The following is a 21863-nucleotide window of genomic DNA, read 5'->3' as shown; positions in this document are numbered from 1 at the left end:
ATACAAAATCGCCTCATATCATCCCTTTAATCGTTATGGATAAACCGGATCAAAAAAGCTTCAGTCCCGCTATCCGTTCCACCGCTTCTGCAAGCCGTGCTTCATCGCTTACCAGCCCAACCCGCACATAACCTTCGCCATAAACACCAAAACCAATACCGGGAGCTACCACCACATGCGCCTTCTCCAGCAGCAAATCGGCAAAACTCTGTGAGGTATAGCCTTCCGGAACCGGCAGCCAGGCAAAAAACGAGCCCTTAGGCGCCTCCACCTTCCAGCCAATCTTCCGCAAGCCGCCGATTAAGAGGTTGCGCCGCGACTCGTAGCGGTCCAGATTATCCCGGACAGCATCCTGTGGTCCCAGCAGCGCAGCCGCAGCTGCTTCCTGCACTGCCCCGAACAGACTCACGTACATATGATCCTGCAAGAGGTTCAGACTCTCGATAACGCTGGCATTACCGGCAGCAAAAGCCACACGCCAGCCAGCCATATTATAGGTTTTTGACAAAGTATAGATCTCAATGCCGTTCTCCTTAGCCCCCGGCGTCTGCAGGTAGCTGAGCGGCTTCTGTCCATCATACCCGATGGCAGCATAAGCGAAATCATGCACAACACAAATCCTGTGTTCTGCCGCGAAGCTCACGGTCTGCCCGAAAAAATCCTCCGTAGCTACCGCACCGGTAGGATTGTTCGGATAATTGAGGAACATCAGCTTGGCCTTGGCGGCTAACTCCGGGCTGATGTCCCCGTAAACGGGCAGAAATCCATGTTCCGCAGTCAACGGCATCTTCTCCATGACCGCCCGGGCCAGCTCGATGCCCGACCAGTAATCAGGATATCCGGGATCCGGCACAAGTGCTATATCCCCCGGATTGAGGAGACACTGCACCACTTCAACCAGCCCGGTTTTTCCGCCGAACAGAATGGCGATCTCCTGCTGCGGATCCAGTTCCACTCCGTACTCCCGCTTATAAAAGCTGGCTGCAGCTTCCTTGAGATAGCTGTGGCCGCGAAATGGCGGATACCTGTGGTTCAGCGGGTTAGCCGCTGCCGCCTGCAGTGCTTCTACAATGTGGGCCGGGGTAGGCATATCAGGATTCCCCTGTCCAAGATGGATCACATCATGTCCTGCGGCGGCGACAAGGCCGGCCTTGGCCACCAGCGCGGCGAAAAACTGCTTGGGCAAAGCATTCAACACATCGGAAGGCTCAAAAATATTCACTGGCAATGGTCACCCTTTCCTCAGAGGTTACTTGCTGTAATCGTCATTTAATTATAATACAAAAAAAAGAGCCTCCCGGTGGAGTGCTCTTTGCTTCCTGGATGCAGTTATTCCCTGCTGCCAATAAGCTTTCGGATAAACACGATTTGACCAATGTGATAGGCATTGTGCATTGCCGCGTTGCTGATAATCTCCCACCATTCTGCTGGCACAGGAAATCCTGCCGCTTTAGCCTCAAGTCTGTCTTCCTGCAGCAGCGGCTGCCAAGCAAGCAGCACCTCCAGCAGCTTCGTTCTTAACTGATCAAAGGCCGTGCCCTCCGGTATGACAAAACTGCTGTTGTTATCCTCAATCGGAGGGACAGCATCTACCCGGCCCAGATGGTATCTGGTTTGCCAGGCATTGTTCCAATACAGCAGATGCTGCGTAATTTCAGCGATACTGTTGCTGTTCCCGTCAGGCTTCCAAAAGGCTTCTTCCTCTGTTAAACCCTCAACCGCCTGCGCGAACGGAGAATACCAGCTTGGATCATTAGCATTGGCTAGTAACTGATTGGCCAGAACATCCTTTGCATGAACGATTCCCTATCCCTCCCCACTTGTTACATTGCCCTTACTGCTGCAACAGCTCGCCGTTATATACCTTCATATCCAGCGGCGCAGTCAGAAACTCGCCTGCCTTAGCGGCAAACCCCGTTAAATGCGGGCTTGTGTTATGGCTGCCTACAGCAGCTGCATCGCGCCAGGTTTCAACCATAATATATACATTCTCTTGCGCGGCATGCTTGTACAGCTCATAAGATAGGTTGCCCTCTTCCTCATGGGTTGCTGCAAGCAACGTCTTGGCTTCAGCCAGGAACTGCTCCTCGCGTTCGGGGTTCACTTGCATTAAAACGTGGATAATGATCATAGTTTTGTTCCTCCTAATGGTTTTGTCAGAATGAACTTCGTAACTGAATTCGGGAGCTTATGCTCTTATTTCCACTCGGCAATAGTGTCAATCGGCAGACGGACGGATGCGTATCCTTCTCCATCCGCTTTGCCAATCGAGATCAGCATAACCGGGATGTAACGGTCTTTGTCCATGCCGAAGACTTCAGCAATTTGATCCTTTTCGAATCCGCCGATAGGGTTGGTGTCATAGCCGTGTGCACGGGCAACCAGCATCAGCTGCATGGAAGCCAATGCGCCGTCAATCATCACAGTCTCTCTGTTCACATCTGCTGGCAGTGTTGCGAAATGGCTGGCCAGACGGGTTAATTGGTTCTCTTTCACATCCTGAGGCATAAGTCCGCGCTCAACAGCCGTACCGTAAATCTGTTCAGCATAATCAAAATTGTTCAAGTCGCCGAATACGGCAATAACTGCTGCGGAGGTTTCTACCTGCAACTGATTGAAGCGGGCGATAGGAGCCAATTTGGCTTTGCCTTCCGCACTTTCGATCACGAGGAAGCGCCAAGGCTGCATGTTGACCGAGGAAGGAGCCAGTGTAGTCTCAGTTAGCATCTCGGTCATTTCCTCTTTGCTGATTTTGACAGAGGTATCATATTTGCGGACCGAGCGGCGGCCTGTAATAATAGAATTGAAATCGTTGGTTCTGGTAGCATTCATTTGTAATAATCTCCTTTATAATTGGTATATAAGTCAGGCTACAGTAAATCGATGTTTTGCTGCAGCCGGGTAAGCATATCTATAAGCACTTTGAGCTCCTGCCCTTCAAATCCGGTGAGCAATGAGCGGAGGAACCGGATCTTCTCCTCCTTGTAGGAGAGGATTTTCTCCCGCCCTTGTTCAGTGAGCGAGACCAAAGTCACCCTGTTGTCGGCAGGATTGTTGCGGCGGGAGATCATGCCGTTCTCCTCCAGCCCCTTCAAATGGCGGGTGACAGCTGCAGCATCAATGTCGACTTCCTTTTGCAGCGAAATCTGGCTAATTTCTGCAACCTGAAACAGCTCGTGAAGCAGGCGGAGCCGCGTAGGGCTGATGCCTGCACAACGTTCAAACTTGGGGCTGATTCCCTTGTTCAGCGCCTGCAGCAGTTCTAATATTTGTTCTTCTTCCTCAGGCAGATGTTCAGTCAAAATTAACCCCCTTAAAGTTTTGTAAGCTCCACTACTGTGGATTGCTTCGTACAAAACTGGATTCAAAAAGAACACACCAAGGCAAGTATATTGTGCAAAATCCTTTTGATAAAAATTAGTTTACACCGATATAGTTGACCCGTCAACTAATTTATCAATAATAATGAATGAGGAGGCAGGAAATATGAAAATTTCCCTGATTCAGCTCGATATAGCATTTGGCAAACCCGAGGCAAATTATGTGGCCGCTGAACACAAAATACGCCAGGCCGCAGCAACTCGTCCTGACTGCCTCATTCTCCCCGAATTATGGACGACCGGATACGATCTAACACGGCTTAATGAAATTGCCGATCCAGAGGGGCAGATTACGAAGGACTTTATTTCCGGCCTGGCCCGCGAATATGGCATCAACATCGTTGCCGGTTCGGTAGCCAACAAGCAGGCTGCCGGGATCACCAACAGCATGTTCGTCTTTAACCGGAATGGCGGGCTTGCCGGGGAATACAGCAAGCTGCATCTGTTCCGCCTGATGGATGAGCACCTGTATCTTCAGCCAGGAGAAGCCAAGGGGCTGTTCAGCCTGGACGGCGCGTTATGCGCCGGATTGATCTGCTATGATATCCGCTTCCCGGAGTGGGTGCGCGCCCATACGGCACTCGGAGCGGAGTTGCTGTTCATCAGCGCCGAATGGCCGTTGCCCCGGCTGTCCCACTGGCGGGCCCTGCTGATCAGCCGGGCAATCGAAAACCAATGCTACGTCGTCGCCTGCAACCGCGCCGGGGCTGATCCGGCGAACATTTTCGCCGGGCATTCCATGATCATTGATCCGTGGGGCGACATTATATGTGAGGCCGGAGAAAACGAAGAAATCCTGAGCGGTGTCATTGATTTGCAGAAGGTGCGGGAGGTAAGACAGCAGATTCCGATCTTTTCCGACAGACGGCCAGAGCTGTATACGTAGCTGCTGCCCGCAGGAAAAGCCGAGACAAAAACTATATAGTTTGAACAAAACAACGGTCTCGTTACGCCGCACCATAATAGATGTATTTACTGCATCTAATCAGGGCCAAAATGGAGATTATTTGGAGATAAGTGTATTTCCTGCAATTAAAAATGCCGGAAAGCTATGTTTGGGCCGGATCGACACTTTTTAAGTGTACAGAATGCAGTTATCTCCTTGCCGGGCCTAAAAGGTCAGGTTTTAGTTGTATGGAGTGCAGCTATCGCCTTAGCAGTGCCTCTTATTATCGTGGACACTGTACGGTTAGCATGGGCACGGTATTAGTTGCAAACTTGCGTTCAGCTCAGCTTATATCAGTAACATTGCGGTTCCTTATCACCCATAACAAAAGGTGCTGCCGCAGCTGCTTAAATCAGCTGTGTTGCAGCACCTTTTGCGGGGTTTGGGGTTTGGGTTTGGCCGGAATCGCCAAACCCAAACCCCAAATACAAACCCCAAACACAAACCCCAGTTCAAACTCAAGCTTTAGCTCACATTCAAGCTCAAACCCTGCAGACGCACAGATCTCAGCGGGCATAACGTTCCCGCAGCACCCGTGCCGCTTCCAGCACACGCTGATCCGCATACTGCAAGTTATAACCGGTCTCCTCCTTGAGGAGGGCAGCCGGTTTAAGCTGCACTCCGCGCCCGGATATCGCCTGCCGGATGCCTGAAGCGAACACCGCCGCCGAAGCCGGCCCGCCGAGTTCGCTTAACGCAGCGATGGTCTCCGGGCGGACCCGCGGATAAGATAAAGACTCGTCCCCGCCGGACGCAGTCTCATAGAACCTGCGGATCAGCTCCCCGCGCTCCTGCCCGGAGCCGGAGACTACAACGAACGCGTGAACGAAATACGCGCTGCTCTGCCGCCGCTGGGCAATGCCGCAGAACTTGCGGCCGCCGATAGCCAGATCGAAATCACCGGGACAATAGGAACCCGTGATTTCCCCGGCCTGGATCAACGCCGCAGCCTGCGGATGGCTTACCGCTACGGCTTCCTGAATCAGGGAAGCCAGCAGCCGGAAATCGTCGTGAAAATCCAGCTTGCCCGGAGTTTTCGGAAGGACCAGCGCCACATTGACGATCCCGGCATCCAGCGGCACGGCAGCCCCGCCGGAGTGACGGACCGCTGTACGAAACCCGCGCCGCTCAAGCCCGGCCATCGCCTCCTCTGCGCGGGGCAGTTTACTGTCCCGCAGGCCCAGTGCAACACCTGCGGGATGACTCCAGAGATGCAGGGCTGGAGGGGCCAGTCCCGCTCCAATGTCCCGGCACAGCGTCTCCTCAAATGCAAAGGGAACCAGCATGCCTCCCGCATCTCCTGACCTCACAGCATGTTCCGCCACCGCTCCACCTTCAGCAGCCCCACTTCCGCCATATTTTGCAGCCTTCCCGTCATCATCTGACAAATGCTCAAACAGCACCATTACATTCGGAAGAGCGCGCTCCGTGCCCGATTCTGCCCTGTTAATTCCTTTATTGATCATCATTCATCCCCCGAGTACCTATTGAATGTTAACCTTTGTCCGAACCAATAGTCATATTGTAACCGATCCGCAGCCTGGCGCGAAGGCAAAGCGTGGGTTCAGCATTTGAAATAGCCGCAGAATACCGTTATCCTAATACCATAACAAGTTTCAATCAGCGGCAAGATTAAGCGCTGAAGCTCATGCTATACACAACCTTGAGGAGTGATCCGCATGACAGTCGAACAACTTGCGAAGGACAGACAGTTAAGCAAGACCAGGCAATGGGAACAGGCAATGCACAAGCTGTATATCAACTTTAGGGACTACAGCAAAGACGCGCTCAAAAACTTTGATGACGAGGATATTCATCAAGCCAGAGTCAACAGCCGCAAGCTACTGACCCTGCTGTCCATTCTCGACCCGGATCATTCCGCCGCAGCCGAGCTGTACAACGTATTCAAGCAGGCTCAGAAAAGGCTGGGCAAGGTCAGGGATGCAGATGTTCTTATTGAATCCTTCAAGGAAAGACGCAAGAGCGCCAAGGAAGCCGGTGAGGATAAAACTGCCGAACTGCTGAAGGCGGTCATCAAACACCAGAAGGATAAGCGGAAGGAATACCGCAAGAAGCTGGAGGCTGAGCTCCTAAAGCTGGCCGGCAAGGAATTGGACGGGTTATGGGAAGCTTTTCGGAGCAGCACGCTTGAGCCACTGGCAGCAAAAAGAGATGTAAACGTCGTTATGCGCGAACTTGAAGTAGCTTTTGAGCAGAAGAAAAAAACATGCAAAACCCTATTCAAAGGTGCCGAGGCCGAATCACAGGAAGCCTTCGACGCACTGCATGAGCTGCGGATCGCCGCCAAGGAGCTGCGCTATACAGCCAATGCGGCCGCATTCGCGCTTAACCAGAAATTTCATGCCCATGAGGAGATCTATAAACAGATCCAGGAGCAGCTTGGCGAAATTAATGACAAACGCGTGTGGCTGGAAACACTGAATTCCATCGGACGCGATGAGCTGGGTGTTGGCAAAAAAACGTGGAATGAGTTCACAGATGCTCTTCGGACTGAAGTGCTGGAGGCATTACATCATAATGAGGTTGTTCCCGTTGCAGAGAAAGCCAAGTCACTTTGAATTCATAAATAGACATAGGAAGAGGCAGGAAGCACATGCTGGACATGACGCTCACTGCCTCTTAATCTATTATCTGTTGCTGCTTAGAGCCGCATACTTGTTCAATACACCCTGGTAGGCCGATTTAGGGCGCAGACCGACCAGCTTCTCCACCGGTTGACCTCCGCTATACACGATCACCGTAGGCAGGCCCATGACTCCGGCCTCCCCCGCCAGCTCAGGCAGTTCATCACAGTTCACCTTAACGATAGCCACACTGTCTCCATACTCGTCATTCAGTTCCTCCAGAACAGGCAGCAACATCTTGCAGGGCGCGCACCATGGCGCTCCGTAATCAACCAGTACGGTCCCGCTGCCGCTTAGCTCGGCTCTTAGATCCTCAGTTTTCTCTGCATTGATAATAGCCATCGTAAGTTCCTCCCATGTGTATATCTTGAATAATACAAAAAGTACATTCTTTGGACCGTCTTCATTCAAACAGCGGATTATCAGCTGCCTCTGCCTCCAGCCGTTCCTGCTGGATGGAGGCCATCCGCTGCTGCAGGTTCAGCTTAATTTGGCTGAGCTGCACAATCTGGCGCTCTATCTCCTCCAGCTTGCTGCGGTATAGCGGCATCACTTCCGCGCAGAACGCTTCTTTATTCTTCAGCACGCAGTGCAGAAAACCGGAAATCTCTTCCGTGGACAAACCCAAATTTAAATACAGCTTAATCGTCTCCACCGTCTCTACAGCAAGCGCTGAATACTCCCGGTATCCATTCGCCTGGCGGAGGGGAGCGATAAGTCCCTGACGCTCATAATAACGCAGTGATCGGACACTGACGCCCGTCTGTGCTGCAAGTTCACCTATTTTCATAGCATTCATTCTCCCCGGGGTTCATGAGAACTTCTATTCCAAGTATAAACCCTGACACCAGTGTAAGGGTCAAGGACTTTCTTGAATAACCGTGCTTTATTCGGTGGTGGTTCCGGAAGCCCCGTATTCCTCTATATGCAGCTTGACATCAATGGTTATCGGAACCCGGCTGAAGGTTTCATCCCAGTTCCCTTTCACCTTTCTCCATACAGCAGGATGCTGAATACGCAGGATTTTGCCGAATCCGGCGGCGTCGGCATGCAGCTTTTGCTGCATTGTCTCCACAGAGGCTCTGGCCATTTCCTTTACCTTATCCTGCAGCACCAGTTCATCCTGCTTCATATAAGCAGCGTCCAGCTTTTGTCCTCCATGTGCGAAAGTCTCCGCATATCTGCCCGTTGACTCGATCTTCACGGCAAAAGAGATCTCGCCTCCCTCGACCTTAGCCTTGATTTTGCTGCCCATGGACTTAACCTCATAAGTAATCAGCCTGCCGCTGCCATCCTCATTGGTCTTAAGCACTCCGCCTTTCCCTTTTCCCGTAAGCCAGACCACACCCTCCAGCTCCTCCTCGTTTAAGAAGCCTTGCAGCTTGCCCGTCTCTCCCTTAATCACACCGGCTCCGGCAAATTTCATCTCATTCTTCGCAGCTATTACATTCTGCAACATAAAGGTGGTCTTCCCGTGCAGGGGACCTGCGGCCTTGGCGATAGACACTGGCTCCCAGATTCGCAGGTTCCGGTCCCGGTTGCCAAATATCCCCTCCAGCACAAACGCCGGTGTCTGACCCGGCAGCACGTTGTTCAGCACATCACTGGCCTTTCCCTTGCTGACGAGAATCAGCACACTGGGGCGGATATCATTATCCCGGCTAAAAAAATCGATCAGCTCTGAAAGCTTGGTAGAACGTGCCAGCTGCTCGCCGATTACGATGACCTTCAGATGATGTCCAATGGGAGGTTTGTTTGTACGCAGCGACAGTTCACGGATCGCTTCGAAGATGGAGTCTCCGGTTTCAGTCATATTATAGAAATTTCTGGAGGATGCGCCTTCTTTTTTGGAACCCACTGAACCTTGGGGTACGATAAATTGGTAGGTGCAGGACATTCGTTTATTCTTCGGGTACTCCCCGCCCCTCTGCTCAAAATCCTCTTCGATTGGTGTTTCATCCGCTATGTCGAGCGCCACGGCCACTTCCATATTTAAGTTCTCAATGGGTGTGCTGCTCCAGCAGCCGGATAACCCTATGCTTTGAATTAGAAGCACAGCAAGCAGTACGATTCGCTTCATGATCCGGCTCTCCTGAAATGTGCAATAATTAGCAGCGGCAGCGGCAGCAATCCGAACAGCAGAATGGCCCAATTGCCAAGGCTGGTGCCGAATGCGAACAGGCCATTGATATTCGGAGGAGTTTCCGTAATAAAATAAACAAGCGGAAGCAAGGCGAATAGACAATGGTCGAGCTTTTTGTTGAAGATTTGCGATATTCCGAGCGCCGCTCCATAGAAGGAAATGCAGAAGGTACAAAAAATTTGCATAATCCAGATGACCAGGAGCAAGGATTCGAAACGTTCAAACAGCAGGTTCACCTCAAAGCTGCGTATCAGATCGATGAAGGGCCATGTCCGGGTGACTACACCCTCTATGGAAAGTGCCCCTATCGTCATGACAACAGCAACAACATAAAAGATCATAGAGATCAATGTCCCTACGACAAGCACCCGCCCTGCTTTTTTGGGTTTTTCCATAAAAGCTACCAGGAACAGCAGCGCTTCACCTGCCGTATAAGTCAGTGCTGTCGGCTTAGCGCCTCTCCATACCGGCCCCAGCCCTTCCCCGAGCACTGGGCGGAGGTTGTCTATATCAAATATTTTCAGGCTAAGCAGACAGACCCCGAAAAAAATCGCCCCGGCCATGGGGGCAATCAGCCTGCACATCCGGGACAGCGCATTAATTCCCCCTCTGCATAAATAAAGCGCAATCCACATGAATACAGAGGCAACCGCCCAATAGGGTGTCCCCTCCAGCAAAAAGAATCCGGTAACCTCCTGCATCGAACGCAGCTCATATCCGGAAATACATAGAAAATACGCGGCGATGACCACTCCCAGAATCGCTGCAAGCGGCTTGCCGATAATGATTCTGCTGTACTGATAAAAGGTCTTGCCCGGAAACCGCTGGCTAAGCAGGACAATTACCGTGCCGGCCACCATGGACAGCAAGGCGCTCACAATGAGTGATATCCATACATCAGGAGTGCCGGCGGCCTGTACAGTTGTCCGGGGAAGGGTGAATACGCCTGCTACGAGGATGTAATTGACCATAATAATGGTCGCTTGGCTCGTCGTGATGCTATCCTGTACTTTCGCATTCATGGTTCTCACCTCAGTCTCCTGAATTCTCGTTTATTTTTTACGTATTGGATCCTTCGGCTGCAGCAGTGCCGGACGGCGCTTCATCAATTGCAGGGGGATGCGGATAATAAAATCGCGCAGGTCGCTCATCCTGTAGGGAGTAACCATGCTTAAATAGGGAACCCCGAAGCTCTTCAGCTTAATCAAATGGCTGCTGAGCAGGAGGAAAAACATAACAACGCCATAAAGTCCGAATACAGCAGCGAAAAACATCGCCAGGAAACGGAGAAAACGCAAGGTAATCCCCGCACTGTACATGGGAACCGAGAAAGAGGAGATCGCTGTAACCGCAACGACAATGACCAGAATCGGACTGACAATCCCCGCCTCCACCGCTGCCTGGCCGATAATCAGACCTCCGACAATGCCCATGGCCGGTCCAATGGGTTTGGGCAGGCGCAGGCCGGCCTCACGCAATATTTCGATAGAGATTTCCATAATCAGCGCTTCAATTAATGTAGCAAAGGGGACCCCCTGCCTGGAGCTGATGATTGAAATCGCCAGTTTGGTAGGAATCAGCCCGGGATGAAACGAGAGGAAAGAGATGTAGAGCGCCGGAGCAAACAGCGAGACTGATGCGGCAAAAAAACGCAGGAGCCGCAATAGTGAACCCGAAAACCAGCGGTCATAATAATCCTCCGGTGATTGCAGCAGCATTCCGAAGGTAGTCGGCATTATCAGCGCAAACGGTGTGCCGTCCAGAAGAATGGCCGCTCTTCCCTCCAGCAGCGCCGCCATGACCCGGTCCGGCCGTTCTGTGTTCTGGATCTGCTGAAAGGGGCTGAGGTAGTTGTCTTCCATGAGTTGTTCCAAATATCCCGATTCCTGGACATCATCTATGTTGATCGTTTTGATTCTCCGGGTGATTTCCTTAATCAGCTCATCGTTGGCAACGCCTTTCAGATAGGTCAGCACCAATTCCTTCTCAATTCGCTCGCCCACGGTAAAAGAAATCATGGCCAGCTCCGTGCTCTGCCCGTGTCTGCGCAGCATCGCCGTGTTATCACTGAGCGTTTCATTGAACCCCAGCCGCGGACCGCGAAGAAGCGCCTCCGATATCGGCTCCTCCACACTTCTTGTGTTGCCTTTCGGGGTACCTAGTATAAGAACCTCCGACATTCCGTCAATTAACAATACCGCAGAGCCGAACAATACCTTTTGCAGCGAGAGTCTCAGCTGGTCGGTATATGCAATTTCCGAGACCTGTACTACCTGATGCACGATAATTCCTTTCAATATCTCTGCTGGCGGGGCTGTACTCATGCCTTCAAAGGGCCGCACTGTGTTCATCAAGGGCATCAGGATGTTCTGGTCCATGCCTTCTTTGTCTGTAAGTCCATCCACAAAAAACAGCGCCGCCTTGATTTCCAGGCTTCCGATGCGCAGCTCTCTGACATTGACGTCGGACATATCGGTACTTATCTCCCTGAAGGACTGAACATCATGTTGGAACTCTCCGGTATAGGTCAGGGAAGGAGTTGCCTGTCCAGCGTTGTTTTGAACAAGGGGTGCGGCTGCGGCGGATTTTTTATTCTGCACAGCGATGCTGGTCTGATCCGCCTCCCCCGTATCTTCGGAGCTTGGAACACCCCCGCCCTTTTTGCCTTCAGCCCGCATTCCCCGGGTGCTCGCCTTACCCTCTTTCATTCGGAGCCAGATCATTAGGCGGGTTAAGACGACCGGAACGACGAAGATGACAAAACCTTGAAACAGCACCTTCCAGCCGGGCACAAGATCCCATAGCATCTTCCACATTCCATGCGTCCCCCTTTTTATTCGTAACCCTATTTTGACCGAAGCTGGAACATTCATACATCAAAAAAACAGCTGCATGCTCCTTTTGGGGAACGTGCAGCTGTTTTGATGTGCGAAAACGATTCAAAGGTAGGAGTTACAGCAGACCCGCTGCCCACATTCCGCCTTGGCGGATCATCTGGCGGAACGGCTCTGCCGAGAAGGAAGGCAAATGATGCCCCGGCATCAGATAAACTACACGGCCAAGTCCGAACTCATGGCACCAGGCTGCCTGACGCATGGCCCCTTCATGAAGGTACTCTGCCAGTACAGTCGTCTCAAAATAGGGATGCATTTCAAAGTAGTACGGCTCGTCCTCGATGACGAATTCGCTGATCCCCTGCATAATGGGATGCCCGTGTTCCGGTATTTTCATATGCAGGGAGGTGTATTCCGGATGATGGGTGAAATGCGCGCCCAGCATGGCGCCCAGCTCCTGATTCCGCTGCAGGGAGATTCCGTTATGTACAACGAGCAGACCTCCGCCCCCCGCTACATAAGACAGCAAAGCGGCACTTTGCTCCGGGGCTATTTTCTGATCGGAAAATTCGGTATAGGCGATAACCAGCTTCAATCCCTCAAGGTTGTCTTTGTTCAGGAGACTGTAATCTTCGGAAGCCTCCACCTGCAGATCAGGTGACAGAATGCGCTTAATCTCGTGATCCACACCGGCAAAAGGATGGTATTTCACCTCACTGTAGCTGCCAAGTGCAAGTGCTTTCCCTTCAGACATGTTCTTCCCGCCTCTCTTCCTGCTTCTCTTCGTGTATAGTTACCAGGGCCAGGCATTGCCGTCCAGGTCGAGATAAGCCGGCTCCTCACCCATATATTTCTTGTGCTCCTGCACGATATTCATAATCTTACGCGCCGACTCTTCAGGAGAAATAGGTGCCTCCAGAGCCTTCTCACCATTCATATAGGACTGCAGCCAGCCGGGGTGAAAGACCATAACCTGCCCGCCCATCACCTTCAAATGGTTGTGTATTAGGGAGGACTGCATATTAAGCGCCGCTTTGGACATACAGTATCCGTACATATTAATCCGTTTGTTCCGGCCAATGCTTCCGGCTTCTGAGGAGATATTAACAATCAATTTCTGCTTGCTCTGCATTAACAGGCCCATCAATTCATTACTGACCCTCAAAGAACCAAGCGTGTTTACATTATAAATGTGAGCCATGGCTTCATCGTCCATATCAACAAGCATCGTGGCATCATCAGCTCTATGAATAATACCGGCATTATTGATAATCATATCAACATGAACGGTACTGCCCGAAATGCTGCGTGCCGCTTGCTTGACACTCTCACGGTCGCTGATATCCAGCGGGATCAGAGTTAATCGGTCCGGGTACTGCTTTTTCAGTGCGTCCAGCGATTCCGACTCCTTCATATACTGACCGGCAAATACGGAATATTTGTTCTCTAGAAGCCAGCTTGCCAGAAAAAAACCTAAACCACGGTCAGCACCGGTAACAAAAGCAACCCTTTTCATGATTATGGACACACCCTTTACGATTCTTCAGGATACACGCGGCATCTCTCTCACATTAGCATGGCAGTCACGTTTTTTCAACGTCCTTCATGGGACTGTAATTCCACTGAAAGAGTTGCTCTAACTTCCTTTTTGATTTAATTTTGAACTATGTTACAATCGTAGTTACAAGTACTTATAGGAAGGTGAGATACCGATGTCTATCCAACAACTTCATACTCTGGAAGAACTGCAGCAATATGTTGCGCAACCAGGTAAAAAACTGCTTTTCAAGCATAGCACTACCTGCCCGATCAGCGCCAAGGCCAATGAGGAATTCACAGCCTATGTGCAAGGCTCCGAGACTCCAGCTGCCATTGTGCATGTGATTGAAGACCGTCCGCTGTCCAATCAGATTGCCGAAGATTTCGGGATCAAGCATGAATCTCCGCAGATCTTCCTGCTGGAAGACGGCGAAGTGCGCTGGAACACCTCCCATTGGAAAATCACCCGGGACGCCATCAAGGCAGCTGTAAGCCAATGAGCCAGCCGGTAATTGTCTATTCCACCACAGGATGCAGCGACTGCAATCAAGTGAAACAGTGGCTGACTGAGCAAGACTTTAGCTTCGAGGTGCGTGATGTTATGACAAGTACAGTGTATCAGGAAGAAGTCGAGAAGCTGGGCTTCATGGGTGTGCCTGTTACTGTGTACGAAGGCCGCGCAGTCAAAGGCTTCAACGTTTCCGAACTTAAGCAGCTTATTGGAGCAACCGCTGAATAATTCATAGCGTGAGGCATATAAATATTTGTATTTTGAAAAAGGCATCTCCTTGGACCTCTGTCCAGGGGATGCCTTTTATTTGCCCTTTTATTTGGCCTTATCCCGGATTCGTTGAGACATCCGCCAGAAAAGAGACATTTCCGCTGTGGGAATAGATGACGGAATCCGCTCCAAGTCCTTTATAGACCAGTCTGGGATTCATCGAAGTCGTAATTACGTATATTGGTTTTGTCGTCCAGGTCCGGCACATCTGGATATACCGGCAGCATAAGGTCACACTGCTCTCGAACAGAAATACTCTTCCTACCGGAAAAGAGGGGCGGAACCATGTATTCTGATGATGTGTGTCCACCACAAGATTGACCTCGATTCCCAGCTCCTCCAGACGCCGCTTCTCCGCCGCATTGTTGGCGATTCCTGCGATCTTGTAGCCTCTGAACTTTAAGATTTTGATAAAATGCTCCCCCGCTTTAGTCGGAGCGTTAATGAGTACATATTCTTCCGAATTCGCCATATCTTCCTCTCCTCCGGCCTAGGACTTCCATTCATTTGCCCGTACGAACACAGCAAAAAACCACAAAGGAATTCCCTCTGTGGTCCAATTAACGGTCACATTGTGCTCATCCTCTCTAATACGCTTACGAGGTTAGCTGTCGGATTCGGGCAGTGAGAGTCGCCCTACCTGTATCCATGCGAGCATTCTCTCGCACTTTCACAGGATTCACCCCATAACCGGCTCCGACTCTCACATCGGCTGCCGATTGTTGGTTCCCCCGCTTTCCATAACGGAAATTAAGCGGACTGCGTATTCGATTGTGTAGTAAACAGAAGTAATCATACTCTGGCGGTCACGGCCTTGTAAACCGCCAAACCTGCCAAAATAATGCATTTAGTAAACCCATTCCAGATCAGGTAGCGCTTACTTAAGCCTCAATCTCATCATTACTCTTATTTACTCGGCTTATCAACGATTTGCGAAAAAGCATACAGCGTTGTGATTTTATTCACCCGATGTTGAGCAAATTGCCTTTTGTGCTCTGATCACCCTAAATCAAAAGCAGTCGTATACACGAGATAAAAAGCTGAAAATCGTTGATAAATACCCTTTTAGCACTTCTTATCGTGTCTTTTGCCATAATCCCCTGAAAATCGGCTCAGAAGAATGTTTTTTCCTTTTTACAAAGCTCATGCGAAAAGAGTATGATTCGGTTTGAATCCAATACATGAAATGCGATATGAACGCTGAATTCCCGCAATGCGGGAAACGGGGGAACCATCAGGCCCGCAGGGCCTTACCTGGAAGATAAGAAGGGATAAGCTTCATATTATCCATTACCTTATCTTTCTTGGGGTGAATCCGAAGGAGACTGTGGTCTCATTAGGTAGGGCGACTCTCACCGTCCGAATCCGACAGCTAACCCCGTAAGCGACTAGAGAGAACCTTGATCCGCCACGTTTTTGCGCCAGGTGTATTTAAGCCTGTACCAAAACCGCAGCAGAGGTCCTCCTCTGCTGCGGTTTTTTGTGCTGAGGCTGCAGCTTATAAATGGGTAGGAGGGAAAACGAAATGAACCAGCGCAGGCTGTTACGTATAGAAGTGTTTGTATTCGATGCCCCCTGGCCATTCCATCATGCCACGGAGTCATCCGGCAAATGCCGGTATGGTGTGCTGAAGCTTACGTGCAAGGCTGGGTGCAGCTGGGGAGCGGGGATACTGTCTGCGGAAGGCGATCATTTTGACGTCATTAAATGGAGCAGCTTTCTGAGAAGTATACGCAATCACAGGCTGGAAGAAGCCATAGAAATTGTACAGCAGCTAGGTGCGCAGTGGGAGCCGGGTCAGCAAGAAATCGTGCAAACGGCCCTGCTGGATTTAAAAGCCAAGCTGCAAGGCAAGGTCGTCACGTCACATCTGCAAATGGTCCCCTATTCCCGTACAGCTGGGGCCGGCGGTACGCCCCCCTTCAGACGGATGTACTATAAACCTTCAAGTTCCCTGCTGCATAAAGGCAGCTGGCAGGAACCGGACATAGCCGAGCTAATGGACAGATCCATCGCTTATTTCTCCATCTTATAATTTCTTATTCAGGAAGGAACGTGAAGACATGCCAGACCCATTATCCCCGGAATGGACAGCTGCCAGCGGGTTTGCGGAATATGTCCAAAAGAACACCGGAAATATTTATGCACTCACCAGTCTGCTGCTGGGAGAGGGTGCCGTTGCTGAAAAGACTGCGATGAAGACCTTCACTGAGCTTTATACCCGGTACCTTCATGATGATTTCATCCCGCAGCCTTTCTCTCTGGATGCGTACCGGGAGTGCATTCAGCAATGCTCCCGGGCTGCAGAGGAGTGCAGCCTCTTTGTTTCCAATGGATTAGCCTGGGAGGATCAGATTGTGCAGGTGTTATGGTACGGCATGCTGCTGCCCCTGCCGGCAATCAGCACCATTCTTGAGCAAAGCGTGCCAGTGCTGAAAACCCGGCTGAGACATGTGCGCGAGCAAATGTGCCGGTTGGAAACGTTGCGGCCTGAAGCAAACTTGTTTGTTGTATAGCTGCGTATGGAATATAGCAACTTGTCAAAGCGCATGAAAAAGCCGCAGCATAGTGCTGCGGCCTTTTCTATTTATACTCAGCTCTTGCCCTTGCCGCCTTTGGCGAATCTCCAGGCCGCTGTACAGCAGCCCAGCAAGCCCACTCCGAGCATTAACGTCTGCAGCACACCCAGCAGGGTAGAGCCCTCCGGCTTAAGCATGCTGCTGAGCAGAATCAGCAGAATTGAAGCTGCGAGGATCGCGGGGATTTGATTGTTTTTTTTCAAGATTACCACTCCTTATCTTATTAAATAAGGTACACTATAACCCTTCATTTAACCAGCAGGATCCTGAACTCTCCATTCTCTATATGTAGAGACGTATAGAAACAAGCCTTAGAACGCAAACAGAGGCATCATAGTCAACAGCTTTGATTCGTGGGTTCTTCCAGTGCTTCCAAAGGCACATTTGCAGCTTCCTTCGAAACCATCTATCTATCGTTTGAAAGACTGGTGTATCCGCCAGCGAGAAGTATCCGCACCAGCTTAAAGGTACTGACTCAGTTCACGGTGGAAACCCTTGTCTAAGCTAATGGCTAATATTGCCTTCACCATTCTGGACATGAACTCTAAAGATAGCACCCATGCTGGGCGAACTAAAGGAAGCCGCAGTTTCCGAACCACGGCTTCCTTAGTTAAAACCTATGATCACTTTTCAATGCGCGCATAATGCAGCTCATTATTATTTGGTATCATAAATAAATCATTATTCTTTTATTTTATATTTCGAAAAAACCTCCTTCTTAATTTTTTCATGTTTTACATTCTCTGAATCCGAAGCAAAAGAAACTTCTGTCTCATTAAGGTTGAATTTACCGTTGTTCACGTTAATTACAACGTACTGACCTTGGTCATTTTGCATCAAAAATATAATATATTTCTCCCCTTTTTCTAGTTCAGAATATTCTTCACGAGTAATCTTATTTTCTTTTTTTTCAGGTTTTGCATATCCTATTGGTTCAATAATCTTAAGCGATTGCGATGTTGCAAGATTAAAATCTTGAGGACCTTTTAAAATTTTATCGATTTTCAAATCAGTTAGTGTATAGAAGTCCTGAATTGCTCCATCTCCAAAATACGTTGTAATATGTTCTCTTTCAGGAAAATCCATTGTAGGACTACCAACGAGAATTAAGTCTGCAGCTTGGTCTAATTGATTTACATCATTAAATAGAATATAATTTGCATCCATATTTATTGTCTCTGCTTTTTCAATGGGCGTACTTTCAGCTTTATTGTTTGCTGCCAATCCTGAAGTATTGATAATGGCAATAGTTAATGCTATCAAAGCAAGGATAATTATCTGCTTGCTGTTAAATTTAATTTTTTTCTTCAACACAATGTATCACCCCTAATTTTAATTTCCCCATTTTGCTTTAAGTTGGTTCTTGTCATACTGTTGAGGGCCAATTGTTTGAACACCTTGAAACATTACAGAATCGGTTATACCTGATTGTGTCGTATGAGCCAAAGATAAGGTATGACCAAGTTCATGAATTGCATTTGAAATTCTTACTGCTGATGAACCAGGAGATTCATATACAATTAAATTATTATTATAGCTTGCGAAGGTCGTAAATGCTCTTGGTACATTATTATTTACGGGATTTCCATTTGCATCGTAATAAGAAGATAATCCAAGAAAAGTAGGATCAGCTGAAAAGCCAACATAATATTTGTCTGGCAAGCCACTCGATGAGGTGGTTTTCCCAATGGCAACATTAGAAGAAATCCCCCCCCAACTTGCTCTTGCCGTATCATATATTCCTTCATATCCATATGTTACTACGGAAGAATCGTAATAGGCATTAAACTTTGCAGAAGAACGTCCGCCTGCAAAAAAATCAGCAAATGCACTAGTTGGAATGCTTATAGCCAAAATAAAAACGGATAGTAAAGCGCCTACTAATCTTGTTTTCTTCATTTAAAAAACACCACCTGTATAATTTTTTAAAGGAATTTATTTCTATTAATTAACTAACACTTCTTATTCGAGCATTTTGCATTAATCTAAACCCTTGTTACACAAAGCAATTTCAAGCATAAAAAAGGACTTCACCCCAACTTGGAGAAGTTTTCAAGTGACCAAACGAGAAAACCCAAGGGAGTGAAGTCACTATGTATATTCTCCAAGAAAGTCTATTTTCCTTTGAGGAGCTTCAAAAAATTGATTCCAAAGAACGTCTGCCCATCTTTTTCAGCGCACTTGACCTGCGTCCTTATGCGAGAGAATTGAGGAATCCTTCACCCCGAGGAGCGGATGGACACTGTCGGCAAGGCATTCTTCGCGCGTTACTCGCGGCTCCCTTAGAGAACATCGATACGTTCACCGGCCTAGCGCGCAGACTGGAGTTTGACCTTCGTTTCCGTTACCAATGTGGACTTCGGCTGGATCTCCCCGCCCCTTCGATTTCCACGTTAAGCCGAGTCTTTGCCGAGTTGACTCGCAAAAGCCTTGCAAAGCAGTTGTTTGAGGATCTTGTGGCTCAGTGCCAAGAGGCTGGAATCATCGCCGGCACTCATGTCGCGATCGACAGTGCAGCCATTCACGCCTACGAAAAAAAAGAACCCAAACGAAAAAGTGAACTTACCGGCAATGCCAACTGGGGTGCGAAATTTGATAGCTTTGGCAACAAAGTCAAGTGGTTTGGCTATAAGCTGCATCTGGCCGTCGATGCAAAGAGCGAACTTCCCATGGCACTCCAGGTGACCCCTGCCCATGTGAACGACGGAGACGAAGGGCCTGTGCTCATAGCGCTTGCCGCTGCGAAATCCAAGGCGAAATTCTTCATGCTGGATGCGGGCTACGACCAAATGAAAAACTACGAGGCGGCCCGGAACGTCAAGGCCCAAGCCGTTATCCCTCTCAATCCACGGAATGAAAAGGAACCGCCCGCTGGGATCACCCGCAAAGGCACCCCCTGTTGTTCGATGGGTTTTCCCATGACGTATTGGGGTCAAGAGAAAACACATTTGAAATTCCGTTGTCCGCATGCGACAGGTCAAGTAGATTGTCCTTTGGGCATGGCCGCTTGTTCGTCTTCCAATTATGGAATGGTCGTTAAAATCAATAGTCAAATGGATCTCCGGCGCTATGCGCTGCCGCACCGGGAAAGCCGAGGCTGGAAAGAACTTTACAATAAACGAACCAGTGTGGAGCGCTGCAATTCTCGAATGAAGACCTATTTAACCGCTGACCAGCTCCATGTTTGGGGTATTCAAAAAGTGACAACTTACCAATATTTAAATGCAATTGTGTTACTTGCCTCTGCGCTTGCCATCGCGAAGCAACGAGTACAAAACGCCGCTTAAAAATTTCAGCTTCACCGAAATTCTGTCCGTCTGCCTACTTATAACCCAAATATCAAAAACGGAGCTTTGGAAGTGGCCCGACTTTGACTTTGAATTGAAAATTGAATTATGCAAAATGCTCAAATAAATAAAAGGAGTCTACTATGTCGCGTTCAAAGAAAACTCTCATTGTAGGTGGAATCTTACTTTTGTTTGAAATCCTATTGCTTTTAAACTTAACTTTTCGTGAGGCCATTGCTATTAATTTTCTTTTTATTGCCCTCGCCGCAATCCCAATTTGGCTAATTGGAATGATTCTTCCTCAGAAAGTTATCTGGTGGGGGGATCCCAATAAACGAAACCGAAAGAGTGTTTCAAAGTACACTGGGATTCAGCTATTGATTTGTTTTATTCTAGCCCTGATTATTATACCTAAATCGCAAGATCCTGTTTTAAGTTCAGCAATACCATCACCTTCTCCGACTGGTAATAATGTTAGTACCATTGTTGAGGCATCAGACCAACCTAAAGTAGAAATTGCTTCAGGTACCGCTAATAAAGAGGTAACGCCTTCTAGTAAATTAATTGAAGCTAAAGTGGTAGAAGTAACAGATGGGGATACTTTTACAGTAAACATACTAGATGGATCTGAGGAAAAGGTACGACTCCTTTTGGTCGATGCGCCTGAAACCAAACTTTCCAATAAAGCAGCCCAACCTTTCGGACAAGAAGCAAATGACTTCACTAAAAAAACTCTAAGCGGAAAAACAATCGAGCTTGAAGTAGACGAATCTGAAAGGGATCAATACGGACGACTACTTGCATACGCTTATTTAGATGGTAACATGATAAATGAGATGCTCCTCAAGGAAGGATTAGCGCGAGTAGTTGTCTATCAACCTAATGTTAAATATGAGGAGAAGTTCCGTGCTATTCAAAAAAACGCACAGAATGAAAAGCGTGGAATATGGAGTATCGAAGGCTATGTAACCAATTCTGGTTATGATGTAAATGCGATAAAAGTAACGAAAAGTCCCCAGGCCACTATTATACCAACAGCAACCACCAAACCTGGAGTTTCAAGAAATAAAGTCTCACCAACTCAAACACCGAACCCCGTGGCTACTAAGAAGCCCGTTGCAACTAAAAAACCTGTTGCAACAAGTAAACCGACTAAAAAGCCTACGGATACAAAAGAGCCGATCCAAGATGTCTATTACAAGAATTGTGATGCCGTTCGAGCTGCCGGAGCTGACCCAATATATGCTGGAGATCCAGGATATTCACGCAAACTTGATCGTGATGGTGACGGAGTAGGCTGCGAATAAATGAATTTACTAGAGAGCGCTAGTTTATCCTTCAGTGAGCATTGACTAACAATCAAAAATACGAACACAAAAAACAAAGACTGTTATGCGCTTATCTAATTTGGGTCCTCTCAAATTTAGAGAAGGATTTGAAGTCAGATAAGTCTCTTCATAAGCATAGCGGAAAAGAGAACGAACAAAACGAATTCGATGACCAAGGCTGTTTGGCTTCAAACGTACTGCTTGTTCTGCTAAGTACTCCTTCAGTATAGTTAACGTTACCTCTGTGACATCGCGATTGCCTAGCTCCAGCACTAACATCTTGTGCTGCAAGGCGTACGCTTTTAATGTTTTTGAACTGAACCCTTGAATGCGTTTGTCAGCCTAATACAAACACCACAACTCATTTAAGTTCATAACAAAACCTCCCTTTAGAAGCTATT

27 protein-coding genes and 2 riboswitches are annotated in these 21863 nt (G+C 48.8%); of the genes, 8 read left to right on the top strand and 19 right to left on the bottom strand.

The genetic code is table 11. The features are described from left to right. Positions 1 to 49: 49 nt before the first annotated feature. From NSS79_RS02955 to NSS79_RS02935, 5 genes are all read right to left on the bottom strand, one after another. The gene (locus NSS79_RS02955) at positions 50 to 1222 is read right to left on the bottom strand and encodes a pyridoxal phosphate-dependent aminotransferase (RefSeq protein WP_342438223.1); all 1173 of its coding nucleotides are present in this window, start codon (positions 1220 to 1222) and stop codon (positions 50 to 52) included. A 107-nt stretch (positions 1223 to 1329) separates the two neighbouring features. Continuing rightward, positions 1330 to 1803, bottom strand: a complete 474-nt coding sequence (locus NSS79_RS02950; protein ID WP_342440291.1) for a DinB family protein — start codon at positions 1801 to 1803, stop codon at positions 1330 to 1332. A 31-nt stretch (positions 1804 to 1834) separates the two neighbouring features. Beyond that, on the bottom strand, positions 1835 to 2131 hold the full coding sequence (locus NSS79_RS02945) for a putative quinol monooxygenase (RefSeq protein WP_341089566.1): 297 nt from the start codon (positions 2129 to 2131) through the stop codon (positions 1835 to 1837). Between the two features lie 65 nt (positions 2132 to 2196). Continuing rightward, positions 2197 to 2832, bottom strand: coding sequence for a nitroreductase family protein (locus NSS79_RS02940; protein WP_342438222.1), 636 nt, complete (start codon positions 2830 to 2832; stop codon positions 2197 to 2199). A 38-nt stretch (positions 2833 to 2870) separates the two neighbouring features. After that, a complete protein-coding gene (locus NSS79_RS02935) occupies positions 2871 to 3302 on the bottom strand; it encodes a MarR family transcriptional regulator (RefSeq protein WP_342438221.1) in 432 nt (143 codons plus the stop codon). A 184-nt stretch (positions 3303 to 3486) separates the two neighbouring features. On the opposite strand from NSS79_RS02935, the gene NSS79_RS02930 reads away from it, so the two are divergent. Beyond that, positions 3487 to 4266: a carbon-nitrogen family hydrolase gene (locus NSS79_RS02930; protein ID WP_342438220.1), complete on the top strand. Its 780-nt coding sequence runs from the start codon at positions 3487 to 3489 to the stop codon at positions 4264 to 4266. Positions 4267 to 4832: 566 nt separating this feature from the next. On the opposite strand, the gene NSS79_RS02925 is transcribed toward NSS79_RS02930, so the two are convergent. Continuing rightward, a complete protein-coding gene (locus NSS79_RS02925) occupies positions 4833 to 5795 on the bottom strand; it encodes a lipoate--protein ligase family protein (protein ID WP_342438219.1) in 963 nt (320 codons plus the stop codon). A 210-nt stretch (positions 5796 to 6005) separates the two neighbouring features. On the opposite strand from NSS79_RS02925, the gene NSS79_RS02920 reads away from it, so the two are divergent. Continuing rightward, entirely contained in the window at positions 6006 to 6905 is a 900-nt protein-coding gene (locus tag NSS79_RS02920) for a CHAD domain-containing protein (RefSeq protein WP_342438218.1), read from the top strand. Between the two features lie 69 nt (positions 6906 to 6974). On the opposite strand, the gene NSS79_RS02915 is transcribed toward NSS79_RS02920, so the two are convergent. From NSS79_RS02915 to NSS79_RS02885, 7 genes are all read right to left on the bottom strand, one after another. After that, complete coding sequence (locus NSS79_RS02915; RefSeq protein WP_342438217.1) at positions 6975 to 7313, bottom strand: thioredoxin domain-containing protein; 339 nt, start codon at positions 7311 to 7313, stop codon at positions 6975 to 6977. A 61-nt stretch (positions 7314 to 7374) separates the two neighbouring features. After that, entirely contained in the window at positions 7375 to 7761 is a 387-nt protein-coding gene (locus NSS79_RS02910) for a MerR family transcriptional regulator (RefSeq protein ID WP_342438216.1), read from the bottom strand. 96 nt (positions 7762 to 7857) lie between these two features. Next, positions 7858 to 9051 (bottom strand): Ger(x)C family spore germination protein, encoded by a 1194-nt coding sequence (locus NSS79_RS02905; protein ID WP_342438215.1) that lies wholly within the window; start codon positions 9049 to 9051, stop codon positions 7858 to 7860. Then, on the bottom strand, positions 9048 to 10136 hold the full coding sequence (locus NSS79_RS02900) for a spore germination protein (RefSeq protein WP_342440290.1): 1089 nt from the start codon (positions 10134 to 10136) through the stop codon (positions 9048 to 9050). Before NSS79_RS02900 ends, NSS79_RS02905 begins: the two co-directional genes overlap by 4 nt. A gap of 30 nt (positions 10137 to 10166) precedes the next feature. Then, positions 10167 to 11930 carry a spore germination protein gene (locus NSS79_RS02895; RefSeq protein ID WP_342438214.1) on the bottom strand — a complete coding sequence of 588 codons (1764 nt, stop codon included), beginning with the start codon at positions 11928 to 11930 and terminating at the stop codon, positions 10167 to 10169. Positions 11931 to 12066: 136 nt separating this feature from the next. Continuing rightward, positions 12067 to 12702: a ThuA domain-containing protein gene (locus NSS79_RS02890; protein ID WP_342438213.1), complete on the bottom strand. Its 636-nt coding sequence runs from the start codon at positions 12700 to 12702 to the stop codon at positions 12067 to 12069. Between the two features lie 39 nt (positions 12703 to 12741). Then, positions 12742 to 13464, bottom strand: coding sequence for an SDR family NAD(P)-dependent oxidoreductase (locus tag NSS79_RS02885; protein ID WP_342438212.1), 723 nt, complete (start codon positions 13462 to 13464; stop codon positions 12742 to 12744). Positions 13465 to 13660: 196 nt separating this feature from the next. Between NSS79_RS02885 and ytxJ the strand changes: the two genes are divergently transcribed. Together ytxJ and NSS79_RS02875 are read left to right on the top strand one after the other, a co-directional pair. Further along, a complete protein-coding gene (ytxJ, locus tag NSS79_RS02880) occupies positions 13661 to 13987 on the top strand; it encodes a bacillithiol system redox-active protein YtxJ (RefSeq protein WP_342438211.1) in 327 nt (108 codons plus the stop codon). Continuing rightward, positions 13984 to 14226 carry a glutaredoxin family protein gene (locus NSS79_RS02875; RefSeq protein ID WP_342438210.1) on the top strand — a complete coding sequence of 81 codons (243 nt, stop codon included), beginning with the start codon at positions 13984 to 13986 and terminating at the stop codon, positions 14224 to 14226. Before ytxJ ends, NSS79_RS02875 begins: the two co-directional genes overlap by 4 nt. A gap of 97 nt (positions 14227 to 14323) precedes the next feature. Here NSS79_RS02875 and NSS79_RS02870 read toward each other — a convergent pair whose 3' ends face one another. Further along, positions 14324 to 14740, bottom strand: a complete 417-nt coding sequence (locus NSS79_RS02870) for a hypothetical protein (RefSeq protein WP_038585433.1) — start codon at positions 14738 to 14740, stop codon at positions 14324 to 14326. 106 nt (positions 14741 to 14846) lie between these two features. Continuing rightward, positions 14847 to 15035, bottom strand: a riboswitch (cyclic di-AMP (ydaO/yuaA leader). 421 nt (positions 15036 to 15456) lie between these two features. Beyond that, a riboswitch (cyclic di-AMP (ydaO/yuaA leader) is annotated at positions 15457 to 15669 on the top strand. Between the two features lie 124 nt (positions 15670 to 15793). On the opposite strand from NSS79_RS02870, the gene NSS79_RS02865 reads away from it, so the two are divergent. Both NSS79_RS02865 and NSS79_RS02860 read left to right on the top strand, forming a co-directional pair. Next, positions 15794 to 16303 (top strand): hypothetical protein, encoded by a 510-nt coding sequence (locus tag NSS79_RS02865; protein ID WP_342438209.1) that lies wholly within the window; start codon positions 15794 to 15796, stop codon positions 16301 to 16303. Positions 16304 to 16331: 28 nt separating this feature from the next. After that, positions 16332 to 16784 (top strand): hypothetical protein, encoded by a 453-nt coding sequence (locus tag NSS79_RS02860; protein ID WP_342438208.1) that lies wholly within the window; start codon positions 16332 to 16334, stop codon positions 16782 to 16784. A 77-nt stretch (positions 16785 to 16861) separates the two neighbouring features. Here the strand turns inward: NSS79_RS02860 and NSS79_RS02855 are convergent, their stop codons facing one another. The 4 genes from NSS79_RS02855 to NSS79_RS02840 all read right to left on the bottom strand — a co-directional run bounded on the left by NSS79_RS02855 (position 16862) and on the right by NSS79_RS02840 (position 18746). After that, positions 16862 to 17050, bottom strand: a complete 189-nt coding sequence (locus NSS79_RS02855; protein ID WP_038585425.1) for a hypothetical protein — start codon at positions 17048 to 17050, stop codon at positions 16862 to 16864. Between the two features lie 79 nt (positions 17051 to 17129). Beyond that, positions 17130 to 17261 (bottom strand): hypothetical protein, encoded by a 132-nt coding sequence (locus NSS79_RS02850; RefSeq protein ID WP_340899636.1) that lies wholly within the window; start codon positions 17259 to 17261, stop codon positions 17130 to 17132. 267 nt (positions 17262 to 17528) lie between these two features. Beyond that, complete coding sequence (locus NSS79_RS02845; RefSeq protein WP_342438207.1) at positions 17529 to 18161, bottom strand: hypothetical protein; 633 nt, start codon at positions 18159 to 18161, stop codon at positions 17529 to 17531. Between the two features lie 18 nt (positions 18162 to 18179). Further along, on the bottom strand, positions 18180 to 18746 hold the full coding sequence (locus NSS79_RS02840; RefSeq protein WP_342438206.1) for a hypothetical protein: 567 nt from the start codon (positions 18744 to 18746) through the stop codon (positions 18180 to 18182). Positions 18747 to 18940: 194 nt separating this feature from the next. Between NSS79_RS02840 and NSS79_RS02835 the strand changes: the two genes are divergently transcribed. Both NSS79_RS02835 and NSS79_RS02830 read left to right on the top strand, forming a co-directional pair. Further along, positions 18941 to 20134, top strand: coding sequence for a transposase (locus NSS79_RS02835; protein ID WP_342436458.1), 1194 nt, complete (start codon positions 18941 to 18943; stop codon positions 20132 to 20134). Positions 20135 to 20277: 143 nt separating this feature from the next. Further along, a complete protein-coding gene (locus tag NSS79_RS02830; RefSeq protein WP_342438205.1) occupies positions 20278 to 21441 on the top strand; it encodes a thermonuclease family protein in 1164 nt (387 codons plus the stop codon). A gap of 45 nt (positions 21442 to 21486) precedes the next feature. Here the strand turns inward: NSS79_RS02830 and NSS79_RS02825 are convergent, their stop codons facing one another. Beyond that, the gene (locus NSS79_RS02825; RefSeq protein WP_342438204.1) at positions 21487 to 21741 is read right to left on the bottom strand and encodes a phage integrase SAM-like domain-containing protein; all 255 of its coding nucleotides are present in this window, start codon (positions 21739 to 21741) and stop codon (positions 21487 to 21489) included. Positions 21742 to 21863 lie beyond the last annotated feature (122 nt).

Origin of the sequence: Paenibacillus sp. FSL L8-0436 (assembly GCF_038593025.1) — a bacterium.
GTDB lineage: Bacteria > Bacillota > Bacilli > Paenibacillales > Paenibacillaceae > Paenibacillus_AQ.
This window is presented reverse-complemented; position numbering and strand designations above follow the sequence as displayed.